Source organism: Paraburkholderia agricolaris, assembly GCF_009455635.1.
Lineage (GTDB): Bacteria > Pseudomonadota > Gammaproteobacteria > Burkholderiales > Burkholderiaceae > Paraburkholderia > Paraburkholderia agricolaris.
This window is the reverse complement of the sequence record NZ_QPER01000001.1, coordinates 3,088,239-3,102,933: the sequence shown is the minus strand read 5'-3', so window position 1 is coordinate 3,102,933 and position 14,695 is coordinate 3,088,239. Positions and strand designations below refer to the sequence as shown.

The following is a 14,695-nucleotide window of genomic DNA, read 5'->3' as shown; positions in this document are numbered from 1 at the left end:
AGGGAGAGCATCTTGCTCCACACGACTCAAACCGAAGCTTGCAAGCTCGCCGTTCAGGACATCCATAAACGCTACGGCGACAATGAAGTGCTCAAGGGCGTCTCGCTAAACGCGAACAAGGGCGACGTGATCAGCATCATCGGCGCGAGCGGATCGGGCAAGAGCACCTTCCTGCGCTGCATCAATTTTCTGGAGCGGCCGAACGCGGGGCAGATCGTCGTCGACGGCGAAATGGTCAAGACCAAAGCCGACCGCGCCGGCAATCTGGAAGTGGCCGATCACAAGCAACTGCAACGCATCCGCACGAAACTGGCGATGGTGTTCCAGCACTTCAACCTGTGGGCGCACATGAACGTGATCGAGAATATCGTCGAAGCGCCGATTCATGTGCTCGGCCTGCCGCGTCGCGAAGCCGAAGACCGGGCCCGCGAATATCTCGAGAAAGTAGGCCTCGCGCCGCGTCTGGAAAAACAGTACCCGTCGCATCTGTCGGGCGGTCAGCAGCAGCGCGTGGCCATTGCACGCGCGCTGGCCATGAACCCCGACGTGATGCTGTTCGACGAGCCGACCTCCGCGCTCGACCCCGAGCTGGTCGGCGAAGTGCTGAAAGTGATGCAGAAGCTCGCCGAAGAAGGCCGCACCATGATCGTCGTCACGCACGAAATGGGTTTTGCGCGCAATGTGTCGAACCACGTGATGTTCCTGCACCAGGGCCGTACCGAAGAAGAGGGCCTGCCCGCCGAAGTGCTGACCACGCCGCGCAGCGAACGGCTCAAGCAGTTCCTGTCCGGCAGCCTGAAGTAACGCGCCGCTCGCGCGCTTCGCGTTTTACCGATAAGTGATGGCTCGTACGTCCAACCCGGCTCGCACCACCCAGGTCGCGATCGTCGCCTTGCCGCCGGTGTCGATGTCGGGCGTCGGGCCGATCGTCGACGCGCTCAATCTCGCCAACGAAATCGACGGCCGCGCCCTGTACCGCGTGCAGGTGTGCTCGTGGGACGGCCGCGCGGTGCCTCTGTCGGGCGGCGCACAATGGCCGGCCGATGCCGCCTTCGGCGACGCGATTGCGTGCGACTGGCTGATCATCGTCAGCGAACGGTTCCAGCAATTCGCCGACTATCGCCTGTTTCTCGCGAGTCTTTCACGGGTCGGGCAGCGCACGCCGCTCGTCACCGGCATTCATCACGGTGTCTGGTGGCTCGCGATGGCAGGGCAGTTGTCCGGCTATCGCGTGAGCGTGAACTGGGAAACCTATCAGCAGTTCTCCGAGCAGTTCGAACGCTCGATCGTCACCCAGCAGATCTTCGAAATCGACCGCGATCGCGCCACCTGCGCGGGCGGTCAGGCAACAGTCGACTTCATGCTCGCAATGATCGGCCGCGATCACGGGCCGGAGTTGGCTGACCGGATCGCCGATACGCTGGGCGTCGGCGTATTGCGCGCGGGCGAAGAGCGGCAACGCATTCCATTTGTGACCGCGCCGGGCGAGCGGCATCCGCGCCTGAACGATGCGCTGATGTTGATGGAAGCGAATATCGAGGACCCGCTGACCACCGATGACATTGCCGGTCTCGTCGGTGTGTCGCGGCGACAACTGGAACGGCTGTTTCGCCAGTATCTCGGCTCGATGCCGTCCAAATACTATCTGGGTCTGCGGCTTTCGAAAGCGCGCACGCAATTGCAACGCACCAGCAAATCGGTGGTGCAGATCAGCCTGGCTTGCGGATTTTCGTCGGCGGCGCACTTTTCGAATGCTTACCGCGAACGCTTTGGTGTCACACCACGCGAGGATCGTCGTAACTGGATCGATAAGCAGACGGGCGCGACCGGCGCCGCAGCCAGTGAGCCCCGACCGGCCGCGCTGATCGAACGGCCCGGCGAGGCGGATTAGGCACGCCGGGAAGCATGCAAAAAACGCGCGGTTTGCGGCTAATGCAACGCCGATCCGCCCGGAAGCTCATAGAAAGCGTCGCGTATGCGCAAGACGTATCGCGTGCGGTTTCCTACACTACGTGTATTACCTCTCACCTGTAACGAGGATTTGCCATGAACGACCTGACTGTGACACGCCAGACCTTCGACGAAGTGATGGTGCCGGTGTTTTCGCCCGCCGGGTTCGTGCCGGATCGCGGTCTCGGCTCACGCGTCTGGGATACGCAAGGCCGCGACTATATCGACTTCGCCGGCGGCATTGCCGTGACCGCGCTCGGTCATGCGCATCCTGAGCTGCTGAAAGTCCTGCACGACCAGGGCGGCAAGCTGTGGCACATCGGTAACGGCTACACCAACGAACCGGTGCTGCGCCTCGCCAAACGTCTCGAAGCGCTGACTTTCGCCGACCGCGCGTTCTTCGCCAACTCGGGCGCGGAAGCGAATGAAGCGGCGTTGAAGCTGGCGCGCCGCGTCGCGTTCGATCGTCATGGCGCGGATAAAGTCGAAATCATCTCGTTCACGCAATCGTTCCATGGCCGTACGTTCTTCACCGTGAGCGTCGGCGGCCAGCCGAAGTATTCGGAAGGCTTCGGCCCGGTGCCGGCCGGCATCACCCATCTGCCGTACAACGATATCGAAGCCGCGAAGAAGGCAATTGGCGCGCAAACCTGCGCGGTGATCGTCGAGCCGATTCAGGGCGAGGGCGGCGTGATCCCGGCCGATCCGGCCTTCCTGAAGGCACTGCGCGAAGCCTGCGATCAGCACGGCGCACTGCTGATTTTTGACGAGGTACAAACGGGTGTTGGCCGCAGCGGCTATTTCTACGCCTATCAGGAAACCGGCGTCACGCCGGACATCCTGACCACCGCGAAGGCGCTCGGCAACGGTTTCCCGATCGGCGCGATGCTGACCACCAACGAACTGGCCGCGTACTTCAAGGTCGGTGTGCATGGCACGACCTACGGCGGCAATCCGCTGGGCTCGGCAATCGCGGAAAAGGTGGTCGAACTGATCAGCGATCCGAAGCTGCTGGAAGGCGTGCACGCGCGCAGCGAAGCGCTGAAGGGCCAGTTGGCGAAGCTCAACGAGCGCTTCGGCATCTTCAAAGAAGTGCGCGGCAAGGGTCTTCTGATCGGTGCGGAGTTGACCGACGCATTCAAGGGCCGCGCGAAAGATTTCGTCACGGCTGCCGGCAAGCATGGCGTGATCATGCTGATGGCCGGTCCGGACGTGTTGCGCTTTGTCCCGTCGCTGATCATTCCGCTCGACGACATGTACGAAGGCTTTGCGCGTCTGGCGAAGGCGATCGACGAAGTGGTCGGCGCAACCGCTGAAGCGCCGGCCCGTTAATCAGGCGTCACACTCAACAGGAACGACGATGCTCTTCGTACGCCCCGGCCGCCTCGCCGATCTCGATGCGCTCGAACATATGGCGCGCACCGCGCAACCGGTGCTGCATTCGCTGCCGCACGACCGGCACGCGCTCGAAGCGCGCGTCGCATTGTCGGAAGACTCGTTTCGCGCGGACGTCGATTTTCCGGGCGAGGAGTTTTATCTGTTCGTGCTCGAAGATGCGCAGAGCGGCAAGCTGATGGGCACGGCGAGCATCGTTGCCGCCGCCGGTTATTCAGACCCGTTCTACGCATTTCGCAACGACGCGCTGATTCATGCGTCGCGCGAGTTGCATGTGAATCGCAAGATTCACGCGCTGACCATGTCGCATGAATTGACGGGCAAGAGCCGGCTCGCAGGTTTTTATATCGACCCGTCGCTGCGGGGCGATGCGGCCGCGCATCTGATGTCGCGGGCACGGATGATGTATATCGCCGCCAATCGCAAGCGCTTCACGCCAGAAGTGTTCTCGCTGCTGCTCGGCGTGACCGACGACTCAGGTGTGTCGCCGTTCTGGGAGGCGGTGGGGCGCAAGTTCTTCGGCCGCAATTTCGCCGACATCGAAATCGAATCGGGCGGGCGCAGCCGCACCTTCATCGCCGAAGTGATGCCAACCTATCCGATCTACGTGCCCTTGCTGCCGGAAGCGGCGCAGCGCGTGCTCGGCGAGCCGGATTCGAAGGCGCTGCTCGCGTATGAGATTCACCTCGAAGAAGGCTTCGAGACGGATCGTTTTATCGATATTTTCGACGCGGGTCCGGTGTTGACCGCGCAGGTCGATCGCAGCGCCTGCGTGACGCGCAATGAAACCCGCGCGGTGCAGGAAGCCGGCACGGTGGCTGTCGGCTCGACGTATCTGATCGCGCATAACGGCGCGGACGGTGAGTTCCGCTGCGTGCTCGATACCTTGCCGGGCGGCCAGGCAAGCGGCGCGTCGCTGTCGCATGCGGCGCGTGCCGCGCTCGGTGTGCAGGAGGGCGACGCGGTACGCTGTGTGCCGCTGCATCAGCCGCATCAGGAAGAATCTTTGGGAGACGCACAATGATCGTCGTTCGCGTTGTGCAACGAGGCGATGTGGACGCGCTCATGCGGCTCGCGCAGGAGACGGGCCCTGGCCTCACCACCTTCAAGCCGGATCGCGACGCACTCGCGGCGCGCGTCGAACGGGCACGCCGCACGATGGAAGACAAGGCCGAGCCGCACGAAGCCGGTTATTTCTTCGTGATGGAAGACACCGATACGGGCGACGTGGCGGGCGTATGCGGGATCGAAACCTCGGTCGGCCTCCAGCAACCGTTTTACAACTACCGCGTGAGCACGGTGGTTCACGCGAGCCAGGACCTCGGCATCTGGACGCGCATGCGTGCACTGAACATTTCGCACGACCTGACGGGTTACGCCGAGGTGTGTTCGCTGTTCCTGAGCCCGCGGTATCGCACAAGCGGCGTCGGTGGTTTGCTGTCGCGTTCGCGCTTCATGTTTCTGGCGCAGTTCCGGGAACGCTTTCCGCAGCGTTTGTGCGCGGAATTGCGCGGCCATTTCGATGCGAACGGCACCTCGCCGTTCTGGCGCGCGGTGGGCTCGCATTTCTACCAGATCGATTTCAACGCAGCGGACTATCTGAGTTCGCACGGCCGCAAGGCGTTTCTCGCCGAGTTGATGCCGCGTTATCCAGTGTATGTCGAACTGCTGCCGGAAGAAGCGCAGGAATGCGTCGGGCTCACCCATAACGACACGATTCCGGCGCGCCGCATGCTCGAATCCGAAGGGCTGCGCTACGAGAACCACGTCGATATTTTCGATGCAGGCCCGGTGCTCGAATGCCATATCGCAGACTTGCGCACCGTGCGCGAAAGCGTGCTGGTGCCGGTCGAGATTGCCAATGTGCCGGCAGGCGCGCCGCAGGATGCGCCGCGTTCGCTGGTATCGAACACGTCGCTGGGCGATTTTCGCGTGGGCGTGGCGGCGGGCGTGCCGCAAGACGGCGTGTTCCGCATGAGCGCCGCCGAAGCGGCCGCACTCGACGTCAAGGCAGGCGACCCGGTACGGGTGCTGCCGTTGAAACACAAACAAGGATGATCATGAGCGAGCTTTTCATCGACGGCGAATGGGCCGCCGGCACAGGACCCGCATTCGCGTCGCGCAACCCGGGTACGGGTGCGGCGGTGTGGGAAGGCAATAGCGCCTCGGCGGATGACGTCGATCGTGCTGTGCGCAGCGCACGCCGTGCATTCGCCGCATGGTCGGCGTTGAGCCTCGACGAGCGTTGTGGCGTGGTGCGCCGCTTTGCTGCGCTCGTGACGGAGCGCAAGGAAGCGCTGGCCGAAGCGATTGGGCGCGAGACGGGTAAGCCGCTGTGGGAAGCCCGTACCGAAGCGGCTTCGATGGCGGCTAAGGTCGAGATCTCGATTCAGTCGTACAACGAGCGCACCGGCGAAAAGCGCTCGCCGATGGCTGACGGCACCGCCGTGCTTCGGCATCGTCCGCATGGGGTGGTCGCGGTGTTCGGGCCGTATAACTTCCCTGGGCACTTGCCGAACGGGCATATCGTCCCGGCACTGATCGCGGGTAACGCGGTGGTGTTCAAGCCGTCGGAACTGGCGCCAGCCGTGGCGGCGCTCACGGTGCAGATCTGGCGCGACGCGGGCTTGCCCGCCGGCGTGCTGAACCTCGTGCAGGGCGAGAAAGAGACCGGCATTGCGCTTGCCAATCATCGGCAGATCGACGGCCTGTTCTTTACGGGTAGTTCGGATACCGGAACATTGCTGCACAAGCAATTCGGCGGCCGTCCGGAGATCGTCCTGGCGCTGGAGATGGGCGGCAACAATCCGCTCGTGATCGGACCCGTGGCCGATGTCGACGCCGCCGTGCATCACGCGATTCAATCGGCGTTTCTGTCGGCAGGGCAGCGTTGTACCTGCGCGCGCCGCATTTTCGTACCGAACGACGCGTTCGGCGACCGCTTTGTAGAACGCCTGACCGAAGTGACCTCGCGTATCAGCGTCGGCGAATACAACGCCGATCCGCAGCCGTTCATGGGCGCGGTGATTTCCGCGCGGGCGGCCTCGCGTCTGGTTGCGGCGCAGGAGCGTTTGCTTGCCGACGGCGCGAAGGCACTCCTGAAGATGGAGCAGCGCGATCCGAAACTGGGCTTCGTCACGCCTGCGATTCTCGACGTCACGAACGTGAAGAACCTGCCGGACGAAGAACATTTCGGACCGTTGGCGCAGATCATTCGCTACAGCACGTTCAACGAAGCGCTCGAAAAAGCCAACGATACCGAGTTCGGCCTCTCCGCCGGCCTGCTCGCCGACGACGAAGCGCTGTGGACGCATTTCCAGCGCACCATCCGCGCGGGCATCGTCAACTGGAACCGTCCGACCAATGGCGCGTCGTCGGGCGCGCCGTTCGGTGGGCCGGGACGTTCGGGCAATCACCGGCCGAGCGCGTTCTATGCGGCCGACTACTGCGCGTATCCGATGGCCTCCGTCGAAAGCGCGCAACTGCAAATGCCCGCGAGCGTCTCGCCGGGCCTTCAATTCTAAGGATCGACGATGCAAGCCACTGAAGCCAATTTCGACGGTCTCGTCGGCCCGACCCACAATTACGCAGGGCTCTCGTTCGGCAATGTCGCGTCGCAGAACAACGAAAAGTCGATTGCGAATCCGAAGGCGGCCGCCAAGCAGGGCCTGCGCAAGATGAAGCAATTGGCCGATCTCGGCTTTCATCAAGGCGTGTTGCCGCCGCAGGAGCGTCCTTCGATGCGCCTGTTGCGCGAACTCGGTTTTTCGGGCGACGACGCGACGGTGATCGCGCGCGTGGCCAAAGACGCGCCCGAGTTGCTGGCCGCGGCGAGTTCGGCGTCAGCGATGTGGACTGCGAATGCGGCGACGGTGAGTCCGTCGGCCGATACGCACGACGGCCGCGTGCATTTCACGCCAGCCAATCTGTGCAGCAAGCTGCATCGCGCGATCGAGCATGAATCGACCCGCCGCACCTTGCGCGCGATTTTCAGCGATTCCGATCGTTTCGCGGTGCATGAGGCACTGCCCGGCACACCGGCGCTCGGCGACGAAGGCGCGGCGAATCATACGCGTTTTTGCTCGGAATACGGCACACGTGGTGTCGAATTCTTCGTGTACGGCCGTAGCGAATATCGCCGTGGACCGGAGCCGAAGCGTTTCCCGGCGCGTCAGACGTTCGAGGCGAGCCGCGCGGTCGCGCAGCGTCACGGTCTGGAAGAAGCGGCCACGGTATATGCGCAGCAGAATCCCGACGTGATCGACGCGGGCGTGTTCCACAACGACGTGATCGCGGTCGGCAATCGCAATACGCTGTTCTGCCACCAGCTCGCGTTTGTCGAACAGAACGCGGTGTACGACGAACTGCGCACCAGGCTCGCCGGACTGAAGGCCGGGTTCAACGTGATCGAAGTGCCGGACGCGCAGGTGAGCGTATCCGATGCCGTTACGTCGTACCTGTTCAACAGCCAGTTGCTGACCCGCCCGGACGGCAAGCAGGTGCTGGTCGTGCCGCAGGAATGCCGCGAGAACCCGCGTGTCGCGGCGTATCTGGACGAGCTGACCTCGCACACCGGTCCGATCGACGACGTGCTCGTGTTCGATCTGCGTGAAAGCATGAAGAACGGCGGCGGTCCGGCGTGTCTGCGTCTGCGCGTGGTGCTGGACGATGCGGAGCGCGCGGCGGTGACGTCTGGCGTGTGGATCAATGACAAGCTGTTCGGCCGGCTCGATACATGGATCGAGAAGCACTATCGCGATCGTCTCGCACCGACCGATCTGACCGATCCGCAACTGCTCGCCGAATCGCGCACCGCGCTCGACGAACTGACGCAGATTCTCGGCCTGGGTTCGCTGTATGACTTCCAGCGCTGAGCACGGCATGCGGGTTGCGATGCTCGACGATTTCCTTGCCTACACGCTGGCGGGGACGCGCCCCGGCGCGCAGGAAACACAGGGCGTATGTGCGAACGGCGGCGTGCGCTGGTCGTGGCTCGACGACGGCGTTCTGCAACTCGAACCCACGGCGCTGGAGAAGGGTGCCCGGAGTGTGCTCGCTTCCGCCGGCGTGCATGGCGACGAGACCGCGCCGATCGAATTGCTTTCGTATCTTGTGCGCGACATCGCGCAAGGCAGCGCAGCGCTGACTTGCCGCCTGCTGGTGATTCTCGGCAACGTCGACGCCATGCGCGACGCGTGCCGGTATCGCGACGACGATCTGAACCGCCTCTTTAGCGGACGTCATGCGCAATTGCCGGACAGCCACGAAGCGCCGCGCGCGGCGGCATTGGAACGCGCGGCGACGCAGTTCTTCGCCGTAGCATCGGCTGAACGCGGCGCGCGCTGGCATATCGACATGCACACGGCGATCCGCGCATCGGCATTCGAGCAGTTCGCGCTGCTACCGCACACGGGCATGCCGTTTTCGCGTGCCATGTTCGAGTGGCTCGGCGAGGCGCGCATCAGTGCGGTGCTGCTTCACACGACCAGGGGCAACACGTATTCGCACTTCACCGCGCACGCATGCGGCGCCGAGGCGTGTACGCTGGAACTCGGCAAGGTGCGTCCGTTCGGCCAGAACGATCTGACGCGTTTTGCCGGTGCGGACGCAGCGCTGCGCCATCTGCTGGCGGGTATTGACAGTGCAAAGAATCATCCGGATGCCGCGCTGCCGCGTGCTTTTACGGTAATCGACCAGATCACCAAGCAGAGCGACGCGTTCGAATTGCGGGTGGCCGCGGACGTGCCGAACTTCACGCCGTTTGTGAAGGGCACGGTACTCGCCTGTGACGGCGATTATCGCTATGTCGTGAGTCGCGACGAGGAACGCATCGTGTTTCCGAACGCGACGGTCAAACCGGGCTTGCGCGCCGGCTTGATGGTGGTCGAGACGACGCAGGAGACGCTGTCCAGTCTTGTCTAACGCCGCCTCGTGGATGAAACGTTGCGCACCGAAGGCGCTCAACGTTTCATTCCATGCGCAAGGGCGCGCTTAAGCCGCGTCCGCCTTCACCAAACCTTCCGCCACCATCGCTTCACGCACTGTCGGCCGCGCTGCGACGCGCGCCAGATAGGCGTTCAGATGCGGATACGCGCCCAGATCGATGGATAGCATCCGCGCCCAGCTCAGCACCGTGAACGCGTACGCATCGGCAACCGAGTACTGTCCGCTTAGATAGTCGCGTTCGGTGAGCAGGCGTTCGAGTTCATCGAAGCGGGTAGCGAGCTTCGCGCGGCATTCGGCCTTGGTCGAATCGGCGGTCTCCTGATGCCACAGCCACGGGCTGAACGTCTTGTGCAATTCCGTGCTGATATAGGTGAGCCATGCGACTGCCGCGAGCCGTTGCGGCGAGCCCGCGGCCGGCAATAGGCCACGCTCCGGCGCGAGATCGGCGATGTACTGCAGCAGCGCCGCGCCTTCGGTGTGGCGTGAGCCGTCGGCGAATTCGACGAGGGGCACATAGCCGCGTGGCGAGATCGCGTAGTAATCGTCGCCGTTAGCGAGCTTGTGCGTTTGCAGGTTGACCTTGACGATTTCGAAATCGAGCCCGGCTTCGCGCAATGCAATGTGAACGGCCAGCGAGCAGGCGCCCGGCGAATAGTAGAGTTTCATGGTGTCACCGCTAAAAACGAGAGTGAAGTTCCGGCAGGCGCCGGTGGCAAGGCTCGTCGGCCGACAAGTCGATGTGGTAAAAGTAGCGCGGATCGCATTCAGAATAAACAGGCGGCTTGCCAAACCATGCGTGCAAAAACGCAATACGAACTGACGTCGGCGGATACCCAGACCATCCTTGCACTGGTGCGCGCCGGCACGCTGGCGGAAGCGGCGCTGCGTCTGGGCATCGATGCGTCGACGATTTTTCGCTCCGTGCAGCGGATTGAACGCGGACTGGGTCAGCGTTTGTTCGAGCGTTCGCGCAGCGGCTATCGCGCGACACCGCTTGGCGCACAACTGGCGCGCCATGCCGAACGCATCGAAAGCGAACTGGCGGCGGCGCGCTCGACCGTGCAGGCGAGCAGCGACCGCGTGTCTGGCAGTGTTCACGTCACGACTACCGACACCGTGCTCTATGGTCTCGTGCTGCCCGCATTGCGTGATTTCGCGGCACTGCATCCGGCGTTGTCGTTTGAGTTGACGGCCACCAACAGCCTCGCGAGCCTGACCAAACGCGACGCCGACATTGCCGTGCGCGCCACGCGCCGCGCGCCGGATCATCTGGTGGGCAAACATGTCGGCCCGCTGCGTATCGCGGTGTTCGCCGCGAAGGCGAGCGGCATTCATGCAAGCGACGCCGATGCGCTGTCGCGCTGCGACTGGGCGGCACCCGACGGCTCGCTCGGCGATCATCCATCGATTCTGTGGCGCAAGCGTCATTGCCCCGCGGTCGAACCTCGTTACAAGACCAATAGCGTGATGGCGGTGTTCGAGATGGTGGTGCGCGGCTTTGGCGTTGGCATCTTCCCGACCTTTCTCGCGCGCGACCGGGACGATCTCGTACAACTGACGCCGCCGCTCGACGAAGCCGAATCGCAGGTCTGGGTGCTCGCGCATCCTGAATCGCGTCATCTGCCGCATGTCGCGGCGGTCTACACGCATCTTTCACGGCGGCTCGAAGACGATTTCGTTGCCGGCGACGGGGCGCGCTGACCGCTTGCGCACGGGTATTTTTTTGCCTGAACGCGACACGCAATTGCGCCTTTATGCGCGCCGGGACGGCTTCGTCAAACGAGGTGCGCGCGGACGCGCCCGCCAGGCGTGCATTGGGAAGCCTGTACAATTCCGCCCGCGCGGCTGTTGCGCTGCACCACAGCGGCCGCTGGAGTTTGAATCGCATTTTTGGCGCGGCAATCATGCTGGCCCGGATTCGGCTTCGTCTTATTCAATACCGTAGAGGAACACCCGTAATGAAGATCAATTGGCGAAACATGGCCGCGCTCGCGCTGTTCGCGACGGCAACGGTAACGGCAGGCGTCGCATCCGCGGCGGATATCAAGGAAGTGCGCTTTGGTGTCGAGGCGTCGTATGCGCCGTTCGAATCGAAGTCGCCGTCGGGCGAGTTGCAAGGTTTTGATATCGACGTCGGCAATGCTGTCTGCGCAAAGCTGAAGGCGAAATGCGTATGGGTCGAGAATTCGTTTGACGGCCTGATTCCGGCACTGGAAGCGCGCAAGTTCAACGCGATCAACTCGGACATGACGATCACGGAACAGCGCCGTCAGGCCATCGATTTCACCGACCCGATCTACACGATCCCGAATCAGATGATCGCGAAGAAGGGCAGTGGTCTGCTGCCTACGCCGGCCTCGCTCAAGGGTAAGCACGTCGGCGTGCTGCAAGGCACGATTCAGGAAACGTATGCGAAGGCGCGCTGGGCGCCGGCGGGTGTCGACGTCGTGCCGTATCAGACGCAGGATCAGATCTACGCCGATCTCGCGTCGGGTCGTCTGGACGCCGCATTCCAGGATGCGGAAGCGGCCTCGAAGGGCTTCCTGAAGAAGCCGCAAGGCGCGGGCTTCGAATTCGCCGGCCCGCCCGTCACGGATGAGAAGCTGCTCGGCGCGGGTGTGGGCTTCGGCATTCGCAAGGGCGACAAGGCGTTGAAGGACGCGTTGAACCAGGCGCTCAGGGAACTGAAGGCCGACGGCACGATCGACCGCTTCGCCGCCAAGTATTTCGACGTGAAGGTGGTGTTGAAGTAAAGCGTGTGAATCGAGCGAACTGAGTGAATGAGATGCAAACGTGAGATGCAAACGGCCGCTGATGCGGCCGTTTGCATCTGGAGCGCCACGTATGCGGTGGCGCCGCAGCCGATCAGCGAAGGTTGGCCTTCGGCTGATCGAGATAATCGAATGCGACCTCACCGAGTCCGAGCGTCAGATCGGCCAGAAGATGCCGGGCCTCGACGATTTCGAGCACAGGCAATTCGGCGACCGGCGCCAGCGCATGCGGCGCGAGTTCGAGCGATGCGGGACCCGTCCATGCACCCTTCAGGGTGATGTCCTGCAGGTAGTAGCGCACCAGTTCGCAAATACGCGGCGTACCGTCGACGTGCGGAATCACCTTCAGCAGGAAGTTCGGCGCTTCAAGGCGTTTCTGCTGTTGCGCGAGATCCAGTTGCCGATGCTTGTAGCCCATCGTGCCGGTGGCAACGCGCACCGGGCCGTAATCGAGCGTGCCGACGAGTGTGTCGGTGTGGACTTCGAGCACCGGTGACGCGAGTTTCTTCGGAAAACCCCACAGTTCGCGGCCACCGGCGATCGGCGGATGGTCGTCCAGATACATGGCCAGCGTGTAGCTGCCTGCCACACCGTTGTACGACACCGGGATCACCTGACCGCTTTCCGTATAGTCGCCGAAACCGGTCGAATCAGGCATGCGAATGAATTCGTAATGCACCAGCGGCTCGCCGATCTCGAGCGGCTCGGGCACCACGGCGCGCAGTTTGTCCGGATCGGTACGGTAGGTAATGATCAGGAATTCCCGGTCGATGAAACGATATGGCCCCATCGGAAATGCCGGGCTCGTGATCGGCATCGCGAAGGCATTTGACAGCACGCTTTTGACGTCCATGATTTTCCTTGGTGGTTAGAGGCGGGACTGCTGCAAAGTGGTGCACGTGACGGAATGCTTTTGCACTGCACAAGAGTATCGTCGATTCTGTCCCGACCTTCAGCGAGACGGGCACTCAATTACCTCCAATTATTTCGAGATATTGCGGCGTTGACATGTCCGCGCGCGATGGCCTGCGCTAAAATCGCCGGGCGTACCGCGTACCCAAAGGGCTTCAGGTTCTGGATGTGCGCAATGGGTGCAGCGAAAACCAAAATACAGCAGTAAGCGCCGGGGCGGCGCTTTGCGGGGGAGCAGAATGACCAGCATCGCAATCGAGAATCCGAGGCAGGCGAGGGCTTCGGACGATGCGCAATTGAACGCCAGCTTCGCGCGGCAGCCGATTCTGAATCGTGACGGCATGCTGTGCGGCTATGAAGTCAAGGTGCGCGCACCGGACCTGCCCGCAGCCGACGAACTCGACGCGACGGCTGCCCATGGCGCCGATCCGACCGCGGCCGCGGCCGCGGCCGCCGATGGCTTGCCGGGCCGCGCGCCCGAGCCGGCGCAACGCGTGGCGCGCGCCGTACTGCGCGGTCTGCTGCACAGCAATGTGCGTAGTGCGCTCACCGGGCATCCAGCTTACGTGGATGTAAGCCGCGAGATGCTGTTCGACGATTCGATTCTGCACCTGCCTGCTGAGCGCTTCATGTTTGAATTGTCGCCGTCCATGCACGTCGACGATGAACTGATTGCGCGTATCGTCCAGTTGCACGGCCGGCGCTATCGCTTCGTACTCGACGAAGTGACGCAGCCCGATGAAACGTTTGCGAAACTGCTGCCCTACGCGGAAGTCGTGAAGATCGATTTCACGCACGCGTCGCCGGCACTGTTGCCCAAATTGACGAGCGTGCTCAAATCGGCGGGCAAGTTATTGATCGCGCAGGGTCTCGATTTGCAGGCCGATTTTGAAGCCGCGCACGGTCTCGGTTTCGACCGTTTTCAGGGCTACTTCTTCGCGCGTGCTCAGACTTCGACAACGCGGCGTGTCAGTGCACCGCGGCATGCCTTGCTGAATCTGCTGCAGCTACTGTCGGGCGACCCGACCGTCGCGCAACTCGAAGCTGAACTCAAGTTGAATCCGGTGCTGGTCATGCATCTGATGAAGCTGGCGAATTCGAGCGGACTTGCAGTTGGCCACAAGGTCACGACACTGCGCGAAGCGATCAACGCAACCGGCACGAACCGGATCGCGCGCTGGACCCAGTTGCTGTTGTATGCGGACGGCCGCAAGGTGGCGTTGGAAGACGATCCTCTGCTGCAACTCGCGGCAACCCGTGCGCGGTTCATGGAACTGGCGATCGAGCGCTTGCCTGAAGCCGGGCGCGATGAAGCCGATGCGGCGTTTCTGACCGGCGTGTTTTCGTTTGTCGATGCGGTGTTCGGCGGTTCGCTCGAAAGCACGCTGAATGTGTTGACGCTGTCGCGGCCGATCCAGGCGGGCATTCTGCATCGGCAGGGCGTGCTGGGCTTGTTGCTGACCGCGGTCGAAGCGCTCGAGCGCGGCGCGTGGGACGAGCTTGATGCCTTGTGCGCGCGTTTGCAACCGTTGACGGTGGAAGAGATCGCGCTGCTTGGCTTGGCGGCGGGCGCCTGGGCCGGCGTCGGGGATCACAGCGCCGAGGGTCTGGAGCGGATCGAGGATTGAAGATTGAGTTCAGAGGCCGGCATGCTGCGCATGCCGGCCTTTACACTTTACACATCTGAGCGTCGCGACTTAGGGCAAATACAAAACCGGTGA

General features: G+C 62.9%; 13 protein-coding genes. 11 read left to right on the top strand and 2 right to left on the bottom strand.

Translation table 11 applies throughout. The features are described from left to right. Positions 1–12 precede the first annotated feature (12 nt). The 8 genes from GH665_RS13680 to astE all read left to right on the top strand — a co-directional run bounded on the left by GH665_RS13680 (position 13) and on the right by astE (position 9,267). On the top strand, positions 13–804 hold the full coding sequence (locus tag GH665_RS13680) for an ABC transporter ATP-binding protein (RefSeq protein WP_153136317.1): 792 nt from the start codon (positions 13–15) through the stop codon (positions 802–804). A gap of 37 nt (positions 805–841) precedes the next feature. Continuing rightward, on the top strand, positions 842–1,891 hold the full coding sequence (locus GH665_RS13675) for a GlxA family transcriptional regulator (protein WP_153136316.1): 1,050 nt from the start codon (positions 842–844) through the stop codon (positions 1,889–1,891). Positions 1,892–2,046: 155 nt separating this feature from the next. Continuing rightward, positions 2,047–3,282: an aspartate aminotransferase family protein gene (locus GH665_RS13670; protein WP_153136315.1), complete on the top strand. Its 1,236-nt coding sequence runs from the start codon at positions 2,047–2,049 to the stop codon at positions 3,280–3,282. Positions 3,283–3,310: 28 nt separating this feature from the next. Further along, positions 3,311–4,369 carry an arginine/ornithine succinyltransferase subunit alpha gene (gene aruF / locus GH665_RS13665; protein WP_153136314.1) on the top strand — a complete coding sequence of 353 codons (1,059 nt, stop codon included), beginning with the start codon at positions 3,311–3,313 and terminating at the stop codon, positions 4,367–4,369. Beyond that, positions 4,366–5,403: an arginine N-succinyltransferase gene (astA, locus tag GH665_RS13660; RefSeq protein ID WP_153136313.1), complete on the top strand. Its 1,038-nt coding sequence runs from the start codon at positions 4,366–4,368 to the stop codon at positions 5,401–5,403. The genes aruF and astA overlap by 4 nt, the downstream gene beginning before the upstream one ends. Positions 5,404–5,405: 2 nt before the next feature. Next, a complete protein-coding gene (gene astD, locus GH665_RS13655; RefSeq protein ID WP_153136312.1) occupies positions 5,406–6,869 on the top strand; it encodes a succinylglutamate-semialdehyde dehydrogenase in 1,464 nt (487 codons plus the stop codon). A 9-nt stretch (positions 6,870–6,878) separates the two neighbouring features. After that, positions 6,879–8,219, top strand: coding sequence for an N-succinylarginine dihydrolase (gene astB, locus GH665_RS13650; RefSeq protein ID WP_153136311.1), 1,341 nt, complete (start codon positions 6,879–6,881; stop codon positions 8,217–8,219). Beyond that, a complete protein-coding gene (gene astE / locus GH665_RS13645; protein ID WP_246216205.1) occupies positions 8,203–9,267 on the top strand; it encodes a succinylglutamate desuccinylase in 1,065 nt (354 codons plus the stop codon). The genes astB and astE overlap by 17 nt, the downstream gene beginning before the upstream one ends. Positions 9,268–9,336: 69 nt before the next feature. Here astE and gstA read toward each other — a convergent pair whose 3' ends face one another. Further along, the gene (gene gstA / locus GH665_RS13640) at positions 9,337–9,957 is read right to left on the bottom strand and encodes a glutathione transferase GstA (RefSeq protein WP_153136310.1); all 621 of its coding nucleotides are present in this window, start codon (positions 9,955–9,957) and stop codon (positions 9,337–9,339) included. Positions 9,958–10,083: 126 nt separating this feature from the next. Here gstA and GH665_RS13635 point away from each other — a divergent pair, with 126 nt between their 5' ends. Both GH665_RS13635 and GH665_RS13630 read left to right on the top strand, forming a co-directional pair. Then, positions 10,084–10,992, top strand: coding sequence for a LysR family transcriptional regulator (locus GH665_RS13635; RefSeq protein WP_153136309.1), 909 nt, complete (start codon positions 10,084–10,086; stop codon positions 10,990–10,992). 257 nt (positions 10,993–11,249) lie between these two features. Continuing rightward, positions 11,250–12,044: an ABC transporter substrate-binding protein gene (locus tag GH665_RS13630; RefSeq protein ID WP_153136308.1), complete on the top strand. Its 795-nt coding sequence runs from the start codon at positions 11,250–11,252 to the stop codon at positions 12,042–12,044. Positions 12,045–12,156: 112 nt separating this feature from the next. Here GH665_RS13630 and GH665_RS13625 read toward each other — a convergent pair whose 3' ends face one another. After that, positions 12,157–12,915: an acetoacetate decarboxylase gene (locus GH665_RS13625; protein ID WP_153136307.1), complete on the bottom strand. Its 759-nt coding sequence runs from the start codon at positions 12,913–12,915 to the stop codon at positions 12,157–12,159. 298 nt (positions 12,916–13,213) lie between these two features. On the opposite strand from GH665_RS13625, the gene GH665_RS13620 reads away from it, so the two are divergent. Next, the gene (locus tag GH665_RS13620) at positions 13,214–14,602 is read left to right on the top strand and encodes an EAL and HDOD domain-containing protein (protein ID WP_153136306.1); all 1,389 of its coding nucleotides are present in this window, start codon (positions 13,214–13,216) and stop codon (positions 14,600–14,602) included. Positions 14,603–14,695 lie beyond the last annotated feature (93 nt).

Excerpts from the sequence above, each read along its gene's own strand:
- GH665_RS13675 (WP_153136316.1), top strand. The coding sequence starts at position 842 with ATGGCTCGTACGTCCAACCCGGCTCGCACCACCCAGGTCGCGATCGTC.
- GH665_RS13670 (WP_153136315.1), top strand. The coding sequence starts at position 2,047 with ATGAACGACCTGACTGTGACACGCCAGACCTTCGACGAAGTGATGGTG.
- aruF (WP_153136314.1), top strand. The coding sequence starts at position 3,311 with ATGCTCTTCGTACGCCCCGGCCGCCTCGCCGATCTCGATGCGCTCGAA.
- astA (WP_153136313.1), top strand. The coding sequence starts at position 4,366 with ATGATCGTCGTTCGCGTTGTGCAACGAGGCGATGTGGACGCGCTCATG.
- astD (WP_153136312.1), top strand. The coding sequence starts at position 5,406 with ATGAGCGAGCTTTTCATCGACGGCGAATGGGCCGCCGGCACAGGACCC.
- astB (WP_153136311.1), top strand. The coding sequence starts at position 6,879 with ATGCAAGCCACTGAAGCCAATTTCGACGGTCTCGTCGGCCCGACCCAC.
- astE (WP_246216205.1), top strand. The coding sequence starts at position 8,203 with ATGACTTCCAGCGCTGAGCACGGCATGCGGGTTGCGATGCTCGACGAT.
- gstA (WP_153136310.1), bottom strand. The coding sequence starts at position 9,957 with ATGAAACTCTACTATTCGCCGGGCGCCTGCTCGCTGGCCGTTCACATT.
- GH665_RS13635 (WP_153136309.1), top strand. The coding sequence starts at position 10,084 with ATGCGTGCAAAAACGCAATACGAACTGACGTCGGCGGATACCCAGACC.
- GH665_RS13630 (WP_153136308.1), top strand. The coding sequence starts at position 11,250 with ATGAAGATCAATTGGCGAAACATGGCCGCGCTCGCGCTGTTCGCGACG.
- GH665_RS13625 (WP_153136307.1), bottom strand. The coding sequence starts at position 12,915 with ATGGACGTCAAAAGCGTGCTGTCAAATGCCTTCGCGATGCCGATCACG.
- GH665_RS13620 (WP_153136306.1), top strand. The coding sequence starts at position 13,214 with ATGACCAGCATCGCAATCGAGAATCCGAGGCAGGCGAGGGCTTCGGAC.